Annotated in this window: 17 protein-coding genes; 6 read left to right on the forward strand and 11 right to left on the reverse strand. The window is 61.4% G+C overall.

Going from position 1 to position 20,249, the window contains the following annotated elements; genetic code table 11:
* Positions 1-227: 227 nt before the first annotated feature.
* Positions 228-998 (reverse strand): MipA/OmpV family protein, encoded by a 771-nt coding sequence (locus tag BFP93_RS02985; protein WP_065891893.1) that lies wholly within the window; start codon positions 996-998, stop codon positions 228-230.
* 229 nt (positions 999-1,227) lie between these two features.
* Between BFP93_RS02985 and BFP93_RS02990 the strand changes: the two genes are divergently transcribed.
* The 6 genes from BFP93_RS02990 to BFP93_RS03015 all read left to right on the forward strand — a co-directional run bounded on the left by BFP93_RS02990 (position 1,228) and on the right by BFP93_RS03015 (position 8,592).
* On the forward strand, positions 1,228-1,932 hold the full coding sequence (locus BFP93_RS02990; protein ID WP_065885978.1) for an HAD-IB family phosphatase: 705 nt from the start codon (positions 1,228-1,230) through the stop codon (positions 1,930-1,932).
* Positions 1,925-3,319 (forward strand): aspartate aminotransferase family protein, encoded by a 1,395-nt coding sequence (locus BFP93_RS02995; protein ID WP_065891894.1) that lies wholly within the window; start codon positions 1,925-1,927, stop codon positions 3,317-3,319. Before BFP93_RS02990 ends, BFP93_RS02995 begins: the two co-directional genes overlap by 8 nt.
* Complete coding sequence (locus BFP93_RS03000; RefSeq protein ID WP_065885980.1) at positions 3,316-4,164, forward strand: alpha/beta hydrolase; 849 nt, start codon at positions 3,316-3,318, stop codon at positions 4,162-4,164. The genes BFP93_RS02995 and BFP93_RS03000 overlap by 4 nt, the downstream gene beginning before the upstream one ends.
* Positions 4,165-4,302: 138 nt before the next feature.
* Positions 4,303-5,427: a GNAT family N-acetyltransferase gene (locus BFP93_RS03005; RefSeq protein WP_065891895.1), complete on the forward strand. Its 1,125-nt coding sequence runs from the start codon at positions 4,303-4,305 to the stop codon at positions 5,425-5,427.
* Positions 5,427-7,205, forward strand: coding sequence for a sensor histidine kinase (locus BFP93_RS03010; RefSeq protein ID WP_065891896.1), 1,779 nt, complete (start codon positions 5,427-5,429; stop codon positions 7,203-7,205). The genes BFP93_RS03005 and BFP93_RS03010 overlap by 1 nt, the downstream gene beginning before the upstream one ends.
* Entirely contained in the window at positions 7,195-8,592 is a 1,398-nt protein-coding gene (locus BFP93_RS03015; RefSeq protein ID WP_065891897.1) for a sigma-54-dependent transcriptional regulator, read from the forward strand. Before BFP93_RS03010 ends, BFP93_RS03015 begins: the two co-directional genes overlap by 11 nt.
* 122 nt (positions 8,593-8,714) lie before the next feature.
* Here the strand turns inward: BFP93_RS03015 and BFP93_RS03020 are convergent, their stop codons facing one another.
* The 10 genes from BFP93_RS03020 to glpK all read right to left on the reverse strand — a co-directional run bounded on the left by BFP93_RS03020 (position 8,715) and on the right by glpK (position 20,207).
* On the reverse strand, positions 8,715-9,053 hold the full coding sequence (locus BFP93_RS03020; protein ID WP_065891898.1) for a GlpM family protein: 339 nt from the start codon (positions 9,051-9,053) through the stop codon (positions 8,715-8,717).
* Positions 9,053-10,390: a sigma-54-dependent transcriptional regulator gene (locus BFP93_RS03025; protein WP_065891899.1), complete on the reverse strand. Its 1,338-nt coding sequence runs from the start codon at positions 10,388-10,390 to the stop codon at positions 9,053-9,055. The genes BFP93_RS03020 and BFP93_RS03025 overlap by 1 nt, the downstream gene beginning before the upstream one ends.
* Positions 10,387-12,288 carry a sensor histidine kinase gene (locus BFP93_RS03030; protein WP_065891900.1) on the reverse strand — a complete coding sequence of 634 codons (1,902 nt, stop codon included), beginning with the start codon at positions 12,286-12,288 and terminating at the stop codon, positions 10,387-10,389. Before BFP93_RS03030 ends, BFP93_RS03025 begins: the two co-directional genes overlap by 4 nt.
* A gap of 165 nt (positions 12,289-12,453) precedes the next feature.
* A complete protein-coding gene (locus BFP93_RS03035; protein WP_065885987.1) occupies positions 12,454-13,188 on the reverse strand; it encodes an amino acid ABC transporter ATP-binding protein in 735 nt (244 codons plus the stop codon).
* Positions 13,185-13,856, reverse strand: coding sequence for an amino acid ABC transporter permease (locus BFP93_RS03040; RefSeq protein ID WP_046071144.1), 672 nt, complete (start codon positions 13,854-13,856; stop codon positions 13,185-13,187). The genes BFP93_RS03035 and BFP93_RS03040 overlap by 4 nt, the downstream gene beginning before the upstream one ends.
* A complete protein-coding gene (locus tag BFP93_RS03045; RefSeq protein ID WP_065885988.1) occupies positions 13,856-14,602 on the reverse strand; it encodes an amino acid ABC transporter permease in 747 nt (248 codons plus the stop codon). The genes BFP93_RS03040 and BFP93_RS03045 overlap by 1 nt, the downstream gene beginning before the upstream one ends.
* A gap of 193 nt (positions 14,603-14,795) precedes the next feature.
* On the reverse strand, positions 14,796-15,722 hold the full coding sequence (locus BFP93_RS03050; RefSeq protein WP_065885989.1) for a glutamate/aspartate ABC transporter substrate-binding protein: 927 nt from the start codon (positions 15,720-15,722) through the stop codon (positions 14,796-14,798).
* Between the two features lie 378 nt (positions 15,723-16,100).
* Positions 16,101-17,639: a glycerol-3-phosphate dehydrogenase gene (glpD, locus tag BFP93_RS03055; RefSeq protein WP_065891901.1), complete on the reverse strand. Its 1,539-nt coding sequence runs from the start codon at positions 17,637-17,639 to the stop codon at positions 16,101-16,103.
* A 223-nt stretch (positions 17,640-17,862) separates the two neighbouring features.
* Entirely contained in the window at positions 17,863-18,618 is a 756-nt protein-coding gene (locus BFP93_RS03060) for a DeoR/GlpR family transcriptional regulator (protein WP_057724781.1), read from the reverse strand.
* A gap of 83 nt (positions 18,619-18,701) precedes the next feature.
* Positions 18,702-20,207 carry a glycerol kinase GlpK gene (glpK, locus tag BFP93_RS03065; RefSeq protein WP_065891902.1) on the reverse strand — a complete coding sequence of 502 codons (1,506 nt, stop codon included), beginning with the start codon at positions 20,205-20,207 and terminating at the stop codon, positions 18,702-18,704.
* Positions 20,208-20,249 lie beyond the last annotated feature (42 nt).

The following is a 20,249-nucleotide window of genomic DNA, read 5'->3' on the forward strand; positions in this document are numbered from 1 at the left end:
CGTTCGGCCAGCGTGGTTTAACGGGGCGCCTGAGATCAAAAGCAGATCAAGATCAAGAGCGGCTCGCTTCGCATCGTGGTTACGGTTGGGCGCTACTGACTTGTGTAGATACCTATGTCCCGATGAGGGAGTGTCAGTCAGTGCATCTGCGACTGGCCCACCGCTATTGGGGGCAAGCCCCCTCCCACATGTTGATCTCTATACATCAGGTAGATCGGTGGTGGCTTTTAATTGAAGCTGTAGCTGATCGCCGTCTGCACCTGGCGCTGGTTGACGCTGCCGGCCTGTCTGACGATGCTGCTTTTGGCTGCCGAACCGACCAGGTGGACCCAACTGGCGCTGGTCAGCAATGACCAGTGCGTTGCCACCGGGAACGCGAAGCTCTGGCTCAGCGTCACGTTCTGCACGCCACCGCTGGCGGTGTAGGGCCGAAAGCCCGTGGCGGCGGCTTCGTGGTTGTCCACGCCGAAGAAGGTATTGGCCTGGCGTGCATCGGCAATATGCGCGACCAGCCCGGTGCTGCCGATAATCCCGCCACCCAGTGGATAGCCCAGTTCGCCGCCCAGTTTGCCGAGCGCGCCACTTTGCGTATGCCCACCGCCCACGGCCTGGCCCACCTGCGCGTAGACCCGCCAGAAATCGGCCGGGGCGTATTGGACGAACCCGCCGACCTCGGCCATGTCCGACACATTGCGCAGACCTTGCAGCGCGCCGTTGGACGTACGCCCCGACAGGTAATTGATATACGGGCCGGCGGTGATGCCATGGGCGTTCAACGCGCTCCAGGTCAAGCCGTCATCGGTGCCCAGGCTGACGTCGCCCCAGTCCAGGTCCAGGTAGGGCACGGGGCGGGTTTCGTAGCGGCTGCCCGTCGGGTCATGGGGCTGGTAGCTGAGGCCGGCGCCCACGTCGCCGCTGATGCCTTGCGCGCAGGCGGCACTGGAGAGGCCGCACAGCCCGAGAAACCCTGCGCATACGACAGACGTGAAGGTGGACATGGCACGCTTTCCTGATGAGTTCATGCGCGCATGAACGCGCAGACTGCGCCTTGCCCGCAAGCACTCATCTTGTTTGTAGCAAGCTACAAAAATTGTAGCTTGCCGAACACATATCCTCTGCAAACCCTGAGAAAGCCCCAGCCCCGCTGGGCCCTGGCCTGTTGGCACGCTCCCTGCTCTACCGGTAATGCAAGCGCATACAGCGCGCCTCTTTCCAAAGGTAGACGCAATGATCCAATGGCATATCGTGTGTGACTTCGACGGGACCATCACCCCCACCGATGTCATCGACAACGTCCTCCAACGCTTCGCCGGCCCCGAGTGGGAAACCATCGAACAGCAATGGCTGGATGGACATATCGGTTCACGCGAATGCCTGAGCCGCCAGCTGGCGCTGATCAAGGCCACCCCCAGTGAACTGCTGGCGTATTTCGACAGCGTCGAGATTGACCCGGACTTCCCGGATTTCGTCGATCACGTCATGGGCCTGGGCGCGACTATCGAAGTGGTCAGCGACGGCATCGAGCAGGGCATCGCACGCATTCTGTCGCGCAACTACGTGACTTTGCTGCCGATCCTCGCCAACCGCCTGCGCCAGATCGACCAGAACAGCTGGCGCATCGACTTTCCGTACGCCAGCGATGCCTGCCGCGCCGCTTCCGGCAACTGCAAGTGCAAGTCCACGCCGGGCAACAAGCGCGTGCTGGTGATCGGCGACGGCAAATCCGACATGTGCGTGGCCTCCACCGCCGACTTCGTGTTCGCCAAGGGCAGCCTCGCCGAGTATTGCGTCGCTCACCAGATTCCTCATGCGCGCTTTGACACCTTTGCCGAGGTGCCTGCCCTGCTGGCGCAACTGCCGCAAGGCATCGCCGCCAACGCCGCGACTTTCAATACCTCTTCCGACACTCAGGACCTCTTCCATCATGTCTGATATCCGCATCGCCACCGCCGAAGACCAGATCCTTCTGGATAAAGAAGCCAAGTACTGTTCCTACGGCGACACCGTTCACTACATCGAGCCGCCGCGTATTTTCAGTCGCTGCGAAGGCTCCTACGTGTGGGACACCGAAGACCAGGCCTACCTCGACCTGCAGATGTGGTACTCGGCCGTCAACTTCGGTTATGCCAACCCGCGCCTGAACAATGCGTTGAAACAGCAGATCGACACGCTGCCGCAGATCGCCAGCCAGTACCTGCACAAAGGCAAGATCGAGCTGTCGGAAATGATCGCGGTCGACGCCAAGAAAAAATTCGGCCTCGACGGTCGCGTGCACTTCAACGTCGGCGGTTCGCAGTCGATTGAAGACTCGTTGAAAGTGGTGCGCAACGCCAGCAACGGCAAGAGCCTGATGTTCGCCTTCGAAGGCGGCTACCACGGCCGTACGCTCGGTGCCTCGTCGATCACGTCGAGCTTCCGCTACCGTCGCCGTTACGGCCATTTTGGCGAGCGCGCCAACTTCATTCCGTTCCCGTATCACTTCCGCGGCCCCAAAGGCATGACCAAGGAAGAGTACGGCAGCCAGTGCGTGCAGCAATTCGCGCGTTTGTTCGAGACCGAATACAACGGTGTCTGGGACCCGAAAACCAACCAGTGCGAATACGCGGCGTTCTATGTGGAGCCGATCCAGGGCACCGGCGGCTACGTGATCCCGCCGATGAACTTCTATCGCGAACTCAAGCACGTCCTGGATCAGCACGGCATCCTGATGGTCTCGGATGAAATCCAGATGGGCTTCTACCGCACCGGCAAACTCTGGTCGATCGAGCACTTCGACGTGCAGCCGGACGTGATCGTGTTCGGCAAGGCGCTGACCAACGGCCTCAACCCGCTGGGCGGCATCTGGGCCCGAGAAGAGCTGATCAACCCGAAGATCTTCCCGCCAGGCTCGACCCACTCCACCTTCGCCTCCAACCCGTTGGGCACGGCGGTGGGTCTGGAAATGTTCAAGATGACCAGCGAAATCGACTACGGCGCAATGGTCATGGCCAAGGGCAAATACTTCCTTGAAGGCCTGCAGGATTTGCAGAAACGTTTTCCGATCATCGGTGATGTCGACGGCCTGGGCCTGGCGCTGCGCTGCGAAATCTGCGGGCCGGATGGCTTCGCCCCGGACAAGGCGACCCTGGACTACATGGTCGAGGAAGGCATGAAAGGCGACATGGTGGTCGATGGCCGGAAACTCGGCCTGATCCTCGACGTGGGCGGTTACTACAAGAACGTGATCACCCTGGCACCGTCCCTGGAAATCAGCTACCCGGAAATCGATCTGGGCCTGAAGCTGCTCGAGCAACTGCTGGTGCGAGCGACCAACCGGTGAGTATCGGCGAGATCGACCTCGGTGAAGGCGGTGCCGGCTTCGTTCTCGGTGAGGGTCCGGTCGGGATTCTGTTGATTCACGGCCTGACCGGCACTCCAACGGAATTGCGCCAGGTCGCCAGGGGGCTGGTCAAAGCGGGCAATTGCACGGTGTACGTGCCCACCCTGGCCGGGCACTGCGGCGATAACAGCGACCTGCAGGCCACCGGCTGGCGCGACTGGTACGAAGGGGTGCGCAAGACCTTCGTACAGGTCAAGCGGCGTCACGCGCAGGTGTTCGTCGGCGGCTTGTCCATGGGCGCGGTGATGTCGATGTACGTGGCCGCCGAGCACCCGGGGCAGGTCGCGGGGCTGCTGATGTATTCCACCACGTTGAAGTACGACGGCTGGAGCATCAACAAGCTGGCCTTTCTCACGCCGTTGCTGATGAAGATTCCGTTCGGCGTGCACGTCTGCAGCTTCGAGGAGAAGCCGCCCTATGGCATCAAGAACGAACGCCTGCGGGCCGTCGTCGAGCGGCAGATGAAGGAGGGCGAGAGCAGCGAGGCGGGGTTGTTGACCATGGAAGGCGTCACCGTGCGCGAGTTGCATCGCCTCAACGCCGTGGTCAAGAAGCGCATGCCGGCGATCAAGGCACCGGCGCTGGTGTTGCACTCCATCGAGGACGACATCACCAGCCGTTGGAACGCCGATTACGTGGAGCGCCACCTCGGTGGCCCGGTGACCAAGATTCTGCTGGATAACTGCTATCACATGATTACCGTCGACCTGCAATACCGCCGTGTGATCGAGTTGAGCGCCGAGTTTGTCGAGCGGCATTCGATGCATCTCAATCGTGTGGCCTGATTCGCTGACCTGTAGGAGCGAGCTTGCTCGCGAAGGTCGTTCACGATAACGCGTAATGCCAGGCTGAACGCGGTCTCTGCGCGATTTTCGCGAGCACGCTCGCTCCTGCAGCAGGGGCGGTGTTGATAAGGAAAAACTGTGATAACCACCCAAGCCTACCCGTCTATCCGGGCTATCCAGCGCGATGCCTGGAATGACTGTTTCCCCGGTGCCCTGGAGGACTGGGACTATTACCTCGCCGTGGAAAACGCCGCGATCGATGACTTCCAGTGGCGTTACCTGGCCGTCTACGAAGATCAAACGCTGGTGGCCGTGGCGGTCGCGTTCATGACCCATTATCGCCTCGACACCACGGTGTCCGGGGTCGGCAAACGCTTGACCGAGCGCTTGCAACGCCTGTGGCCGGGGGCCTTGCAGTTGGCCCTGTACGCGATCGGCTCGCCGGTGGCCGAACGGTGTGACGCGGGTGTCGCCAGCCACGTGCCCGAGGGGCGCAGGCCCCTGTTGCTCGAGCAATTGCTCATCGCGGCGCGGCGCGATGCCGACGGGTTCGGCATCGGCCTGCTGGCGGTCAAGGACGCACCGACCCACGATGCGCACTGGGCCCAGAGTTGTCGCGCCGCAGGCTTTCAAAGCATGCCGAGCCTGCCCACCGGCGTGTTGCCGCTACCCTATGGTTCGGTGGATGCCTACCTGGGCTCGCTGGGCAAATCCACCCGCAAGGACCTGCGGCGCAAACTGCGCGCGCCGGGGCCACGGGTGGAGTGGCGGCACAACATCGATGACGTGCTGCCCGAGGTGATGCGCCTCTATGAAGCGACACTCACACGCGCGGACTTGCAGTTCGAACGCCTGCCTGCCGGTTACTTCACGGGGATTCTCGAGCAACTGCAAGAGCGTGCGGTGTGTGTTCTCTACTGGGTGGACGAGCACCTGGTGGCGTTCAACCTGATGCTGCTTGACGAGCATCGGCTGATCGACAAGTTTTTCGGGCATGACATCACGTTCAGCCGTGAGTACAACCTGTACTTTCGCAGCTGGCTGACCAATGTCGACTACTGTATTCAACACAATATTGCGCTGTACGAATGCGGCCAGGCCGGTTATGCCAGTAAACTGCGCCTGGGTTGCCAGTTCCAGGGCAACAGCCTGTTTTTCCGCCACCGCAATCGGCTGGTCAACGGCCTGCTCGCGCTTGTAAAACTGTTTATCCGACCGGACCGTTCCGACCCTGCCATGGCTGCTGCGATAAGCGAAACCTGATGATTACCAAGACCCGCCAGAAAGCCCGCCCTTTTGCCATTTCACGCTGGAGCGTGCAGCGCAAGCTGGTGCTGGCCTTCTGGCTGGTCAGCGTGATCCCGACCATGATCGCGGCGGAACTGGCCGCCACCACGCTGTCGCAGATTTTCGACAGTAACGTGCGCATCTGGCTGCAGGAGTCGACCAAGATCGTCAAGGACGAGATCGGCGACATCCTTCACGATAACGCGCGCATGGCCAAGCTGTTCCTGCGCTACGCCAGCCCACCCTCATCCAGGCAGGCTGAACGGCATGATCAGCTCACCGCCGACATCGCCAGCGCCACCGACATCGATGTGGTGGCACTGATTCGTACCAGCGACCGCAAGGTGCTGTTCAGCACCGCCGCCGACGATATCGTCAAGCAGATCAGCCTGACCAGCAATGCGGTGTTGCAGACCATACAGGTGGCCGGTGTGAGCACAGGCCTGGTGGTGTCGACCTTCGAGACCACCCGCGATGGGGTCGATTATGTGCTGCTGGTGGCGACTTACCTGGACAGCAGTTTCCTTACCAGCGTGGCCGACGTGCATTCCCTCGACCTGCGCTTGTACCTGGCCAACCCGTCGGGGTTTTCCGAGATATTCTCGACTCAGCGTTTCGAAAATCACCCGTCGCGCATTCCCAAAGACGTCGAAGCCGAGCTGCGCAGCACCCGGCAGCCGAGCGAGCAGTTCACCACTCAGTACAGCGGCTTGTACTGGCCGATCTTCAACGACGACGGCGAGCTGCAAGGTGTGATCTTCAGCGGCCTGCTGCGCCACACGAGCCTGGTGGGGCTGGTGAACCAGAGCAATTTGTTCCTGCTGATTTTCCTGGTCAGCTCGGCGCTGTCGCTGGCCGCAGGCATGTGGGTGTCACGACGCCTGACCCAGCCCCTGCGTGACTTGTCCCAGGGCGTGAACGCGGTGATCTCCGGCAACTACACGCACCGCGTCGTGGTCAGCGGCGGCGACGAACTGGCGCAACTGAGCAGCACGTTCAACCACATGACTGCACGGCTGGGCGAATTGCATCATCTGGAAGCCCAGCTACGCCGGCGTGACCGTCTGCATGCCCTGGGTGAAGTCGCCATGGGCCTGGCCCATGAAATCCGCAACCCGCTGGGCATCATCAAGACCGCCACCCAACTGCTGCATCGTCGCGCCGACCTGCCGGACACCGACAAGCGCCACCTGGAGTACGTCATCAGCGAGGTCAGCCGGATCAACGAACTGATCACCGAATTCCTCGATTTCGCCAAGCCCAATCCGCCGATGCGTGTCCTGCAACCGGCACGCGCGCTGGTGGAGGAAATCCTCGGTTTCTGCGCCCCGGAATTGAGTACCCACAACATCGACGCCCAGATTGACGACCAAGCGCCCGACGCCACGATCTACGCGGACGCCAAGCAGCTCAAGCAGGCCTGTCTCAACCTGATTCTCAACGCCATCGACGCGATGCCCGAAGGCGGGCGTCTCACCCTGGGTATCCGCAGCGCAGGCGACAATACCGTGATCAGCATCGCCGATACCGGCGAGGGCATCCCGGCGGATATGGTCGAGCGCATCTTCACGCCCTTTGTCACCACCAAGGCCTCGGGCACAGGCCTGGGCCTGGCCAAGGTCTATTCGATCATGGAAAGTCACGACGGCAGCATCGAGTGCGTCACCGAGAAAGATGCCGGCGCCACCTTCAACCTGTACATTCCGGCTAACGGTGAAGACAACGGCGAGGATGAGGACGGGCATGACGCATAACGTATTGGTGGTCGATGACGAGCCCAAGCTCTGTGAACTGCTGTCGTCCGCACTGAGCCAGAACGGCATCCAGGTGTTTACCGCCGGCAATGGCCTGCACGCGCTCAAAGTGCTGGAGCAGGAGGACATCGACCTGGTCATCAGCGACTGGCGCATGCCGGGCATGGACGGGCCGGCATTGCTGGCCGAGATCAAGCAGCGCTATCCAAACGTGCCGGTGATCGTGATGACGGCCTACAGCACGGTGAAAAATGCCGTGCAATCGATGCGCAATGGCGCCTACGACTACATTGCCAAGCCGTTCGATATCGACGAGCTCGATATCACCGTGGCCAAGGCCCTGCAATTTCGCGACATCATGCGCGATAACGCACGGCTGCGCGCCGAGCTGGATGAGCACGCCCAGTTCGACAGCCTGGTGGGCGACAGCCCGGCGTTTCGCAAAGTGCTGCAAGCGGTGGACTCGGTGCGCGACAGCAGCGCAACCATCCTGCTGACCGGCGAAAGCGGCACCGGCAAGGAAATGGTCGCCCGCGCCATTCACAAGCACGGCAGCCGTGCCGACCAGCCGTTCGTGGCGGTCAATTGCGCGGCGATTCCTGAAGGTTTGCTGGAAAGCGAGATGTTCGGTCATCGCAAAGGCGCGTTCACCGGCGCGGTGGCTGATCGGGTAGGGCGCTTCATGCAGGCCGACAAGGGCACGCTGTTCCTCGATGAGGTCGGTGATATGCCGTTGGCCTTGCAGGCCAAGATCCTGCGCGCCTTGCAGGAACGGGTTATCGAACCGGTGGGCGACCCCCGCGAGCGCAAGGTGGACGTGCGGGTGATCGCCGCCACCAACAAGAACCTGCTGGACGCCGTGGCCAACAAGGAGTTTCGCGAAGACCTGTATTACCGCCTGAATGTCTTCCCGATTCCGCTGCCGGCCCTGCGCGAGCGTGTGGAAGATATCACGCCCCTGGCCCGGCACTTCGCCCGCACCCTCAGCGCGACCACCGGCAAACGCATCAGCGGGTTCAGCCCCGAAGCCTTGCAGGCCATGGCGGCGTACCACTGGCCGGGCAATATCCGCGAGCTGCAAAACTGCGTGGAGCGGGCGACCATCGTGGCGGCGTCGCCGGTGATCGAAGATATCGATTTGCCGGGTTACCTGTTCGCCTCCAGGCCCGCCGATGTCGGCGCGGCGACAATCCTGGCCGATGGGCCGGGTGTACCGCAGGACCTGGATGCGGCGCTGGCGGAGGTGGAGAAGTCGTACATCCTGGCGGCCTTGCAGGAGAGCAACGGGGTACAGGCCGCCGCGGCGCAGCGCATCGGGATTTCAGAGCGCAGTTTCTGGTACCGCCTGAAGAAGCTTGGCATCCAGGTCGACAAAATAGTCCGCTGACCGAATGTGATTGAAACTGTGGGAGGGGGCTTGCCCCCGATAGCGGTGGGTCAGTTAAAGATAAGGTGACTGACACACCGCAATCGGGGGCAAGCCCCCTCCCACAGTTGGACTGTGGTGTGTCAGGTGTGGACGCGTACCCAGATGCTGACCAGTATCGTCGCGGCCATCAACCAAGCGACTGCGGCGACTGCCAGCGACGCCTCCAGCCGCATCCGATCCACCACCACATACAACGTGGCCAGGTACACAAAGTACGGAATGATCGACCACATCCCGAACAGTATCGTGGTCTTCAGGTCCTCCACCGAGCGGCCCTTGCCGACAATGTAGTGGGCGATCAGCGCAAAGGTAGGAAACAGCGGCACCAAGCCTGCGATGTAATAGTTTTTGGTCTTGGCCAGCGCCGCCAATATCAGCACTACCGCAGCGCCAAGCGCGGCTTTCAGAAATAGATCCATCAGTGACTCAACCCGTATTTCTTGACCTTGTCGAACAGCGTGGTCTTGGCCATCCCCAGTTCCTGGCTGGCCTGGGTCAGGTTGCCGCCGCTGCGTTGCAGGGCATCGTTGAGCAAGTTGCGCTCGAAGGCTTCCACCGCCTCGGTAAAGGCCAGGCCCTGGGTGCTGCCGCCCGTGCCGCTTTTCTTGAACGCGGGCAGGCCCAGGGCGAAGCGTTCGGCGACGTTACGCAGTTCGCGCACGTTGCCAGGCCAATCGTGGCTCATCAGGCTCGACAGCGTCTGGTTGTCCAGTTCCGGCGCGGTGCGATCAAAGCGCAGCGAGGATTGCTGCAGGAAGTGTTCGAACAACTGCAGGATGTCTTCACGGCGCTCGCGCAGGGGCGGCAGTTCCAGGGTGACCACATTGAGCCGGTAGTACAGGTCGCTGCGGAATTGGCTGGCGCGGCTCAGTTCGTCGAGGTCGGACTTGGTGGCGGCGATCACCCGGCAGTCCACGGCCACGCTCTGGTTCGAACCCAGGCGTTCGAGGGTGCGTTCCTGCAGCACCCGCAACAGTTTGATCTGCAGGTTGATCGGCATGCTTTCCACTTCATCGAGAAACAGCGTGCCCTCATGGGCGTGCTCGATCTTGCCGATGCGGCGCTTGCCGGCGCCTGTGAAGGCGTTGGCTTCGTGGCCGAATATCTCGCTTTCGAACAGATTCTCCGGCAACCCACCGCAGTTCAGTGCGACGAACGGGTGGGAATGGCGCCGGCTGAAGTCATGCAGGCAACGCGCGACCAGCTCCTTGCCGGTGCCGGTTTCGCCTTCGATCAGCACGTTGGCCGAGGTGTCGGCGACGTTGGCGATCAGTTCGCGCAGGGCCTGCATGGCCGGCGAGCGCCCGATGATGCGACCCTCCAGTGAGTCGCGTTCGGCCAGCTGGCGGCGCAGCGACCAGACTTCCCGCGCCAGCCCGCGCTGCTCCAGGGCACGCCGGGCAACGTCCACCAGACGCTCGGGGGAGAAGGGTTTTTCCATGAAGTCGTAGGCGCCGTTGCGCATGGCACCGACCGCCATGGAAATGTCGCCATGCCCGGTGATCAGCACCACCGGCAGGCTTTTATCCAGCGCCTTGAGGCGGGTCAGCAACTCCAGCCCATCGATGCCCGGCAGGCGGATATCGCTGATGACAATCCCGGCGAAGTTCTCGCCGATGTGCGTCAAGGCTTCTTCAGCGCTGCCCACGCCAACGCTGGGAATGTCTTCCAGCGCCAGGGCTTGCTGGCAACCCAGCAGCACATGGGGGTCATCTTCGACGATCAGAACAGTGAGGGCTTGGGCTTGCATATTCATGTCGACTCAACTTTTTCGGCGCCCGCCAACGGCAGGTTCAGGACAAACGCGGTACCACCACTGGCCGGATGTTCCACCGCCAGGCTGCCGCCGGTGGCCGCCGCGAGGCTCGCAGACAAGGTCAGGCCCAGGCCCAGGCCTTGCTCGCCGGGTTTGGTGGTAAAGAACGGCTCGAACAGATGCTTGCGCGCCTCGGGGTCAATGCCGTGGCCATTATCGCGCACCCGCAGGCGATACTTGCCCTCGGCACTGTGGCCTTCGAGCCACAACTGCGGCGCCGGTTGCGCCTGCATCGCGTCGAGGGCGTTGCCGATCAGGTTGACCAGGATCTGCTCAAGGCGCGTCTGGTCGATCTGCAACTGGACATTGGCGAACTCACGGTGCACGGCCAGCGGCACGCTGTCCATGCGCGCGCCGAGCACCTGGAACGCGGCGTCCACGGCCTTGGCCAGGCTCGCCTCGCCCTGGTCGTCACCGCGCCGGGCAAACGAGCGCAGGCTGGCGGTGATGCGGCCCATGCGGTCGATCAGTTCGTTGATGGTCTTGAGGTTGGCGCTCGCGGTGTCCAGGGCCCCGCGTTCGAGGAAACGCACGGTGTTGCCGGACAGGGTGCGCAGCGCGGCCAGGGGTTGGTTCAATTCGTGGGCGATGCTGGTGGACATCTGGCCGATTGCCGCGAGTTTGCCGGCCTGCACCAGTTCGTCCTGGGCGTGGCGCAAAGTCTCTTCGGCCTGGCGCCGTTCGCGGATCTGGCCCTTGAGGCGATCGTTGCTGGCGCGCAGGTCGGCGGTGCGTTCGGCAATCCGTCGCTCCAACTGGCTGTTGGCTTCCTGCAGGGCTTCGCGCGCGGCGAGGCGGGTGGCGATGACCTTGCGCCGCTCGTTCCAGGCAATCAGCAAAAATGCGACCAGACCGAACGCGACGGCGACCAGGATGCCCTGGTTGATGGCGGCGCGGCGCAGGTCATTGAGCGGGGTAAGCAGGGTGAAATTCCACGGCGTGTCATTCAGCGGGCGGGTTTGCGCCAGGTAGCTGACTTCGTGCTTGTCGCTGACCACTTCGCTGTTGGCCGGGAAGGTCAGCTTTTCGCTGCCTTCGTTCAAGCGCTCGCGGGCCAGGGGCTCCAGCGCACTCAGGGTCGCCCAGTAATATTGCAGGCTGTGCGCCAGTCGGTCCCTGGTGTCATCGCTCAGGGGGCGCACCGCCTTGAGACGGCGGGCCGGGTCACTGGACAGGATAATGATGCCGTTTTCGTCACTGACGAAGGCTTCGAGGCGCGCGCGCTGCCAGCGTTCCTCAAGCGCTTCCAGGCGCACCTTGACCACGGCGACGCCGATGATCTTGCCGTGCTCTTCCAGGCCGTGGGCCAGGTAATAGCCGGGTTCGCCATTGGTGCTGCCAATGCCGTAGAAACGACCGGGCTGGCCGCGTACGGCGTTCTGGAAATAGGCGCGAAAGGACAGGTCTTCACCCTGATAACTGTCGGCGTCGCGCCAGTTACTGGTGGCCAGTACCCGACCGGTGGTGTCCATGACGTAGATGGCCCGGCTGCGGCTGCGGCGGTTCAGGCCTTCGAGGTAATCGTTGACGGTCTTGCGGGTTTCCTGGTTGGGATCGGCCAGGAGCAGCGAAACGCTGGATTCGAGCTCGAGCAGGCTGGGCAGGTAGGTGTATTTGCTCAGTTCGCTTTCGACGGTGCGGGCATGCAGCTCCAGCTGGCGTCCGCCATTGTCGCTGAGGGTGCGGATGCCGTAGTACTCACTGACCCAGAAGCCGATAAAACCCAGGCCGATCATCAGGGCGATGATCAACGGCGGCAGGAACAGTTGGCGTATCAGACGAGGCTTCACGGCAAGTGATGGCGGCGCGGCGCGATATTGAGTGGGGTCGCATTTCATCACAGATGCCTTGGGTCAACCAGCGCTGCCAGCCTGTGTGGTCCACTGTGGGAGGGGGCTTGCCCCCGATAGCAGTGTGTCAGTCGGTACAGCTTTAACTGATCCACCGCTATCGGGGGCAAGCCCCCTCCCACATTGGCCCGGTTTCGGCAGGGGAAGCTTTACTTAGTGCTGCAGGATTTTCTCAAGGAAGTGCTGCGCACGTTCGGAGCGGGCGCTGATGTCGCCGAAGAATTCTTCTTTCGGGCAGTCTTCGATGATCTTGCCGGCGTCCATGAAGATCACGCGGTCGGCCACTTTGCGCGCAAAGCCCATTTCGTGGGTCACGCACATCATGGTCATGCCTTCGTGGGCCAGTTGCACCATCACGTCGAGCACTTCGTTGACCATTTCCGGGTCCAGCGCCGAGGTCGGTTCGTCGAACAGCATGACGATCGGGTCCATGGCCAGGGCGCGGGCAATCGCGACACGTTGCTGCTGGCCACCGGACAGTTGCCCCGGGTGCTTGTGGGCATGGGCCGACAGGCCTACGCGCTCAAGCAGTTGCAGGCCCTTCTGGGTGGCTTCTTCCTTGCTGCGACCAAGCACCTTGATCTGCGCGATGGTCAGGTTTTCGGTGATGGTCAGGTGCGGGAACAACTCGAAGTGCTGGAACACCATGCCCACGCGCGAGCGCAGTTTCGGCAGGTTGGTCTTCGGGTCGGCAATCGAGGTGCCGTCCACGACGACGTCGCCCTTCTGGAACGGTTCCAGCGCGTTGACGCACTTGATCAGCGTGGATTTGCCCGAGCCGGACGGCCCGCACACCACGATCACTTCGCCTTTTTTAACCTCGGTGCTGCAGTCGGTCAGCACCTGGAAGTCGCCATACCACTTGTTGATGTTCTTGATAGAGATCATACGGCAAACCTTTTTTGCAGACGCTTGACCAGCAGCGAGGCGGAAAAGCTGATGATGAAGTAGACGACACCGGCGAAGATCAGGAACTCATTGGAGCGGCCGATGATGTCGCCGTTGGAGCGGGCGGAGTTGAGGAAGTCCACCAGGCCCACGGTGTAGACCAGCGAGGTGTCCTGGAACAGGATGATCGACTGTTGCAGCAGCAACGGCGTCATCTTGCGGAACGCCTGGGGCAGGATGATCAGGCGCATGGTCTGGCCGTAGGTCATGCCCATCGCCTGAGCGGCAGCCATCTGTCCCTTGGGGATCGACTGCACGCCGGCCCGCACGATTTCACAGAAGTACGCCGCTTCGAACATCATGAACGCCACGACGCACGAAGTGAACGCGCCGATCGGCGTGTCTTCGCCGGTGATCCAGCGCAGCACGAAGGGCACCGCCAGGTAGAACCAGGTGATGACCAGCAGCAGCGGGATCGAACGGAAGTAGTTCACATAGGCGCCGGCCACGCGGGACAGCAGCTTGCTGGACGACAGGCGCATCAGCGCCAGGATCGTGCCCAGGATGATGCCGCCGACCACGCCCATGACCATCAGCTGCAGGGTCATGACCATGCCGTTCCACAGGCCCGGGATCGCGGGGATGATGCCGCTGAAATCGAAGTCCATTATTTACCCCCCACGGAGATCAGGCCGGGCACTGCGACTTTCTTCTCGACCACGCGCATCAGCAGCATCAGGCTCATGTTCAGGGTGAAGTAGATCAGCGTGGCCAGGGTGAAGGCTTCAAACAGGTTGGCCGAAAACTCGGCGGTCTGCTTGGTTTGTGCCAGCAGTTCCATCAAGCCGATCAGGGACGCCACGGAGGAGTTCTTGAACACGTTGAGGAATTCGGAGGTAAGCGGCGGAATGATGATGCGGTAGGCTTGGGGCAGCAGCACGTTCCAGTAGATCTGCGGCAGCTTGAAACCCATGGCGCGAGCTGCGGCTTCCTGGCCACGGGGCAGCGCCTGGATGCCGGTGCGCACTTGCTCACACACACGGGCGGCGGTGAACAGGCCCAGGCACACGACGACGCTCAGGTAGGCCGAGGTGGTCGGGTTGAGGTCTTGCTTGTACCAGTCCTGCAGGTTCTGCGGCAGCAGGTCGGGTACCAGGAAGTACCAGATAAACAGCTGAACCAGCAGCGGCACGTTTCGAAACAGTTCCACGTAGCAGGTCGCGATGCCCGCGACGAGGCGGTTTGGCACGGTGCGCATGACTCCCAGAATGGAGCCCAGCAGCAAGGCGACAATCCATGCCACGACAGCGATGGCGATGGTCCAGCCCAGGCCGGCGATGTACCAGTCGAGATAAGTCTCGCTGCCAACGCCAGTGGACTTGAAGAACACGCTCCAGTCCCAGTTGTAATTCATTAGGGTCTCCCCCGAAATCGATCGATGTACAAGCACCCGCTTGGGGAATGCCATTTCCCACCTGACGTTGAACGCCAGGCACACACGATCGGCTCGAAAACCGCCAGGTCGAGTGTTCCAAGTTAAAGCCAGCAGGTAGTAACAGACGCCTGAGGGAGGGGTGGTTCCCTCAGGGGATTAGCTTAGTCAGGTATCAGATTTTTACTTCTGGCGCTGGTTTGTCGCTTGGGTTGGCGATCAGCTCCTTGACCTTGTCGCTCATCGGGAAGTTGAGGTTCAGGCCTTTCGGTGGGATCGGGCTTTCGAACCATTTGGCGTAGATCTTGTTGATTTCGCCGGACTTGTACAGGCTGACAATGGCGTCATCCACGGCTTTCTTGAAGTCCGGGTCGCCTTTGCGAACCATGCAGGCATAGGCTTCGAAGGACTGCGGAGTACCGGTGATGACCCAGTCGTCCGGCTTCTTGGCCTTGGCTTCTTCACCGGCCAGCAGGGCGTCGTCCATCATGAACGCTACGGCGCGGCCGCTTTCGAGCATCTGGAAGGATTCGCCATGGTCTTTGGCGGAGATGACGTTCATGCCCATCTGCTTGTCGGCGTTCATCGCCTTGATGATGCGCTCGGACGTGGTGCCGGCGGTGGTCACGACGTTCTTGCCTTTCAGGTCGGCAAAGTCGGCGTAGGACGGCTTGCCTTCCTTGTCTTTCTTGACCAGCAGGCGGGTGCCGATTTCGAAGATGTTGGTGGTGAAATCAACTTGCTGGGCGCGTTCGGCGTTGTTGGTGGTGGAGCCGCACTCAAGGTCCGCAGTGCCGTTCTGGATCAGCGGAATGCGGGTTTGCGAGGTCACCAGGTTGTACTTGACCTTCAGGTCGGGCTTGTTCAGGTCTTTTTTCAGGGCTTCGACGACGGCCAGTTGAATGTCATGGGAGTAGCCGACAGGCTTGCCCGAACCATCCGCAATGTAGGAAAACGGGATGGAGCTGTCGCGGTGAGCGAGAGTGATAGTGCCGGAGTCGTTGATTTTCTTCAGCGTGCCGGTGAGTTCGGCGGCGAAAACTGGAGTGCTGATCAGAGCAGCAGCGATAGCTGCGCCCAGGATATGGGGAACGATGCGCATCAATACTTCCTCGACATTTGTTTTTTTTATGAAGCCAGCTAAACGGCTCTCTTGTACAGCGAATGCCTTGACGGCTCCTGAGGCGTCTCGGGCAATCGTCAGGAAGTGTAGAGCATGAGTCGTGCCATACCGAAAACAAAAGCTTAACGTATTGAATTACATGGAAATTAACTTTGTGTGACAGTCGCTGTCTGCATCGCAGGTACGGCTAACCGAATAGAGAGGAGGTATAACGTTCGGAAAACCGAATGTCACATCCGCTGACGGTAGGCGCGAGCTTGCTCGCGAAAAACGCAAAAGCGCCGCGGTTATTCTGCATAAACGCGGCGCTCTCGGGTTTTTCGCGAGCAAGCTCGCTCCTACAGTGTCGGGAGGGGGTCAGGCCGCTTCGATCTTGCTGCGGTTCTGTTCAACCCGGGACAGGTAGCGTTGCAGGTTGTCCTGTTCCGCCGCCGTGGTGAACAGGCCCAGCTTGGTACGGCGCCACAGCACGTCCTGAGGCTGCGTCACCCATTCTTCAGCACACAGGTAATCGACTTCGCGGGTGTAGAGCCCGCCTCCCAGGTGCTCACCCAGGTCGGCCTGGGTCTGCACACCTTCCAGCAGGCGCCAGGTGCGGCTGCCGTAGGTGGTCGACCAGCGACGGGCGATTTCGCCTGGCAGCCAGTCGAACTTGCTGCGAATCGCCTCGGCCAGGGCTTCTGGCGTGGTCATGTCTTCGCCGCCGGGCAGGCTGGCCTTGGCGGTCCAGCTTGGGCGCATTTGCGTGAAGTACGGCGCCAGTTGCGCCATGGCCGATTCAGCCAGCTTGCGATACGTGGTCAGCTTGCCGCCGAACACCGACAGGATCGGTGCCTCGCCGGCAGCGTCGGACAACGACAGGGTGTAGTCGCGGGTAATGGCAGACGGGTTATCCGATTCGTCGTTGCACAACGGACGTACGCCCGAATAGGTGTGCACGATGTCGTCACGGCTCAGCTGTTTCTTGAAGTGTGCGTTGACCACCTTGAGCATGTAGTCGGTTTCACCTTCGGTGATAGCCACTTTCGCCGGATCGCCGGTGTATTCACGGTCGGTGGTGCCGATGATGGTCAGGTGATTCAGGTACGGAATCGTGAAGACGATGCGCTGGTCTTCGTTCTGCAGAATGTGCGCATGCGCCCCGTCGTAGAGTTTCGGCACGATCAGGTGGCTGCCCTGGATCAGGCGGATACCGTAAGGCGAATCCAGCTTCAGATCCTCCTTGATGAACTTGGCGACCCACGGGCCTGCGGCGTTTACCAGCGCACGGGCGCGGATCGAGAACAGGCTGCCATCGGCGCGCTCCATGTTCATTTCCCACAGGCCGTTGCTGCGGTGTGCACTGATGCAGCGGGTCTGGGTGTGGATATGGGCGCCTTTCTCGCGTGCAGCCATGGCATTGAGCACCACCAGGCGGGCGTCGTCGACCCAGCAGTCGGAGTATTCGAAGCCTTTGGTGATTTCGCTTTTCAGCGGGCTGTCGGCGCCGAACTTGAGGCTTTTGGAACCGGCCAGTTTCTCGCGCTTGCCCAAGTGGTCATACAGGAACAGGCCCGCACGAATCATCCAGGCCGGGCGCAGGTGCGGACGGTGCGGCAGCACGAAGCGCATCTGCTTGACGATGTGCGGCGCCTTCGCCAGCAGCACTTCGCGCTCGGCCAGGGCCTCGCGTACCAGACGGAACTCGTAGTGCTCCAGGTAGCGCAAGCCACCGTGGATCAGTTTGCTGCTGGCTGACGAGGTGTGGCTGGCCAAGTCGTCCTTTTCGCAAAGGAATACCGACAAACCGCGACCGGCTGCGTCTGCTGCAATGCCGACGCCATTGATCCCGCCGCCGATAACGGCGACATCATAGACTTCGGCAAGCGGTGGGGCAGGCAAGGTAGAAGGGTTCATCGGCTTGGCCTCGCGATCTTTTCGTATTGGAATTCGAACATTAATGTTCATTTGCGAAAATGGTAGCTGATAAATGCGGGCACAGCCAGCCGACTTCGATTGAAAAAACTCATCGAAGGGCGGGGAAAGGAAAATTTGTGAACCGATAGTTCCCACGCTCCGCGTGGGAATTCAGCCTATGACGCTCTGCGTCACAGCGGACGCAGAGCGTGGGAACGAGAAGTCAGACGACTTCCAGACGAACCTTATGCTCATTCAACACCTGTACCAGCGCCGGCACCGGCTGCTGATCGGTGACCAGGCAGTCCACCAGGCTGATCGGTCCCAAGCGAATCATGGCGTTGCGCCCGAATTTGCTGGAGTCCGCCGCCAGGATCACTTGCCGCGCATTGGCGATGATCGCCTGGGAAACCCGCACTTCCTGATAATCGAAGTCGAGCAGGCTGCCATCTTCATCGATGCCGCTGATACCCACCAGCGCAAAGTCGACCTTGAACTGGTTGATGAAATCGACGCTGGCCTGGCCAACCACACCGCCGTCACGCCGCACATTGCCGCCGGTCAGCAACACGTCGAAGTCGTCCTTGGCACTGAGCATGGTGGCGACGTTGAGGTTGTTGGTGATGATTTTCAGGTGATGGTGATTGAGCAACGCACGGGCGATGGATTCGGTGGTGGTACCGATATTGATGAACAACGAGGCGTGATCGGGAATCTGCGCCGCGATGGCTTCGCCGATACGCTGCTTTTCATCGCGCATCTGGTCGGCACGCATGGCGTACGCGGTGTTCTCGACGCTGGAGTCATAGGCCGCGCCGCCGTGGTAGCGGCGCAGCAGATTGGCGTCCGCCAGCTGGTTAATATCGCGGCGGATGGTTTGCGGGGTGACAACGAACAACTGCGCCATTTCCTCGATACTGACGTAGCCGCGTTCGCGGACCAGTTCGAGGATTTGTTGTTGGCGGGGAGGCAGATTCATGGGGCGTCCTTTGGGCTGCCATACAAAAGTGGCCCATGATGACGCAGGAATCCGCTCCCTGCCAGTTACAACCTGCGGTTGGCTTATTCAGCGCCTTCGTGCGGCTCCCAGTCACGGGTGCGGCTGACCGCTTTTTGCCAGCCGGCGTAGAGCTTTTCCTTGGCGCCCTCGTCCAGTTGCGGTTCGAACTCGCGCTCGATGACCGCCTTGCCGCGCAACTCATCCAGGCTGCTCCAGAAGCCGCACGCCAGGCCGGCCAGGTAGGCCGCGCCGAGTGCGGTGGTCTCGCGCATCTGCGGGCGCTCGACCTGGGTGCCGAGGATGTCGGCCTGGAACTGCATGAGGAAGTTGTTGGCCACCGCACCGCCGTCCACGCGCAGGGCCTTGAGGCGTTCGCCGGAGTCCTGCTGCATGGCGTCGAGCACGTCGCGGGTCTGGTAGGCAATCGACTCCAGGGCAGCACGAATGATGTGATCCACGCGTACGCCACGGGTCAGGCCGAACAGTGCGCCACGGGCGTACGGGTCCCAGTACGGCGCGCCCAGGCCGGTGAACGCGGGCACCAGGTACACGCCGTTGCTGTCCTTGACCTTGCCGGCGAAGTATTCGGTGTCGGTGGCATCGGCGATGATCTTCAGCTCGTCACGCAACCACTGTACGGTGGAGCCGCCGTTGAATACCGCGCCTTCCAGGGCATACGCCACTTCGCCACGGGGGCCGCAGGCGATGGTGGTGAGCATGCCGTGCTTGGATTTCACCGCTTTGTCGCCGGTGTTCATCAGCAGGAAGCAACCGGTGCCGTAGGTGTTCTTGGCCTGGCCGGCTTCGACGCACATCTGGCCGAACAGGGCAGCCTGTTGGTCACCCGCGATGCCGCCGATGGCGATACCGCTTTTGGTACGGCCGTAGATTTCCGACGACGACTTCACTTGCGGCAGCATTTCGCGCGGTACGTCGAGGATCTCCAGCATCTTCGCATCCCACTCCAGCGTGTGGATGTTGAAGAGCATGGTGCGCGAGGCGTTGGTGTAGTCGGTGACGTGGGTCTTGCCGCCGGTAAATTTCCAGATCAGCCAGCTGTCGATGGTGCCGAACAGCAGTTCGCCGTTACGCGCACGCTCGCGGCTGCCTTCGACGTTGTCGAGGATCCACTTGAGCTTGGTGCCGGAAAAGTACGGGTCGGTGACCAGGCCGGTGGTGTCATTGATGTACTGCTCGTGGCCGTCGCGTTTGAGCTGCTGGCAGATCTCGGTGCTGCGGCGGCATTGCCAGACGATCGCGTTGTAGATCGGGCGGCCGGTGACTTTGTCCCACACGACGGTGGTTTCACGCTGGTTGGTGATGCCGATGGCGGCGACCTGGTCATGGTGCAGGCCGGCCTGCGCCAGCGCTTCGACCATCACCGCGCTCTGGGTCGCGAAAATTTCCATCGGGTCATGCTCGACCCAGCCCGCTTGCGGGTAATGCTGGGTGAATTCACGCTGGGCGGTGCAGACCACGTTGGCGTCGCGATCGAAGATGATCGCCCGGGAACTGGTGGTGCCCTGATCAAGGGCAATGATGTAGTTCTTATTCTGAAGGTCGGTCATGTCAATTGCCTTGGACGAAATAAGGAAGTCAGAAATCAGCCG

The organism is Pseudomonas sp. 44 R 15, assembly GCF_900004965.1.
In the GTDB taxonomy this organism is placed as follows: Bacteria; Pseudomonadota; Gammaproteobacteria; order Pseudomonadales; family Pseudomonadaceae; genus Aquipseudomonas; species Aquipseudomonas orientalis_A.

Excerpts from the sequence above, each read along its gene's own strand:
- BFP93_RS02985 (WP_065891893.1), bottom strand. The coding sequence starts at position 998 with ATGTCCACCTTCACGTCTGTCGTATGCGCAGGGTTTCTCGGGCTGTGC.
- BFP93_RS02990 (WP_065885978.1), top strand. The coding sequence starts at position 1,228 with ATGATCCAATGGCATATCGTGTGTGACTTCGACGGGACCATCACCCCC.
- BFP93_RS02995 (WP_065891894.1), top strand. The coding sequence starts at position 1,925 with ATGTCTGATATCCGCATCGCCACCGCCGAAGACCAGATCCTTCTGGAT.
- BFP93_RS03010 (WP_065891896.1), top strand. The coding sequence starts at position 5,427 with ATGATTACCAAGACCCGCCAGAAAGCCCGCCCTTTTGCCATTTCACGC.
- BFP93_RS03015 (WP_065891897.1), top strand. The coding sequence starts at position 7,195 with ATGACGCATAACGTATTGGTGGTCGATGACGAGCCCAAGCTCTGTGAA.
- BFP93_RS03020 (WP_065891898.1), bottom strand. The coding sequence starts at position 9,053 with ATGGATCTATTTCTGAAAGCCGCGCTTGGCGCTGCGGTAGTGCTGATA.
- BFP93_RS03025 (WP_065891899.1), bottom strand. The coding sequence starts at position 10,390 with ATGAATATGCAAGCCCAAGCCCTCACTGTTCTGATCGTCGAAGATGAC.
- BFP93_RS03030 (WP_065891900.1), bottom strand. The coding sequence starts at position 12,288 with ATGAAATGCGACCCCACTCAATATCGCGCCGCGCCGCCATCACTTGCC.
- BFP93_RS03035 (WP_065885987.1), bottom strand. The coding sequence starts at position 13,188 with ATGATCTCTATCAAGAACATCAACAAGTGGTATGGCGACTTCCAGGTG.
- BFP93_RS03040 (WP_046071144.1), bottom strand. The coding sequence starts at position 13,856 with ATGGACTTCGATTTCAGCGGCATCATCCCCGCGATCCCGGGCCTGTGG.
- BFP93_RS03045 (WP_065885988.1), bottom strand. The coding sequence starts at position 14,602 with ATGAATTACAACTGGGACTGGAGCGTGTTCTTCAAGTCCACTGGCGTT.
- BFP93_RS03050 (WP_065885989.1), bottom strand. The coding sequence starts at position 15,722 with ATGCGCATCGTTCCCCATATCCTGGGCGCAGCTATCGCTGCTGCTCTG.
- glpD (WP_065891901.1), bottom strand. The coding sequence starts at position 17,639 with ATGAACCCTTCTACCTTGCCTGCCCCACCGCTTGCCGAAGTCTATGAT.
- BFP93_RS03060 (WP_057724781.1), bottom strand. The coding sequence starts at position 18,618 with ATGAATCTGCCTCCCCGCCAACAACAAATCCTCGAACTGGTCCGCGAA.
- glpK (WP_065891902.1), bottom strand. The coding sequence starts at position 20,207 with ATGACCGACCTTCAGAATAAGAACTACATCATTGCCCTTGATCAGGGC.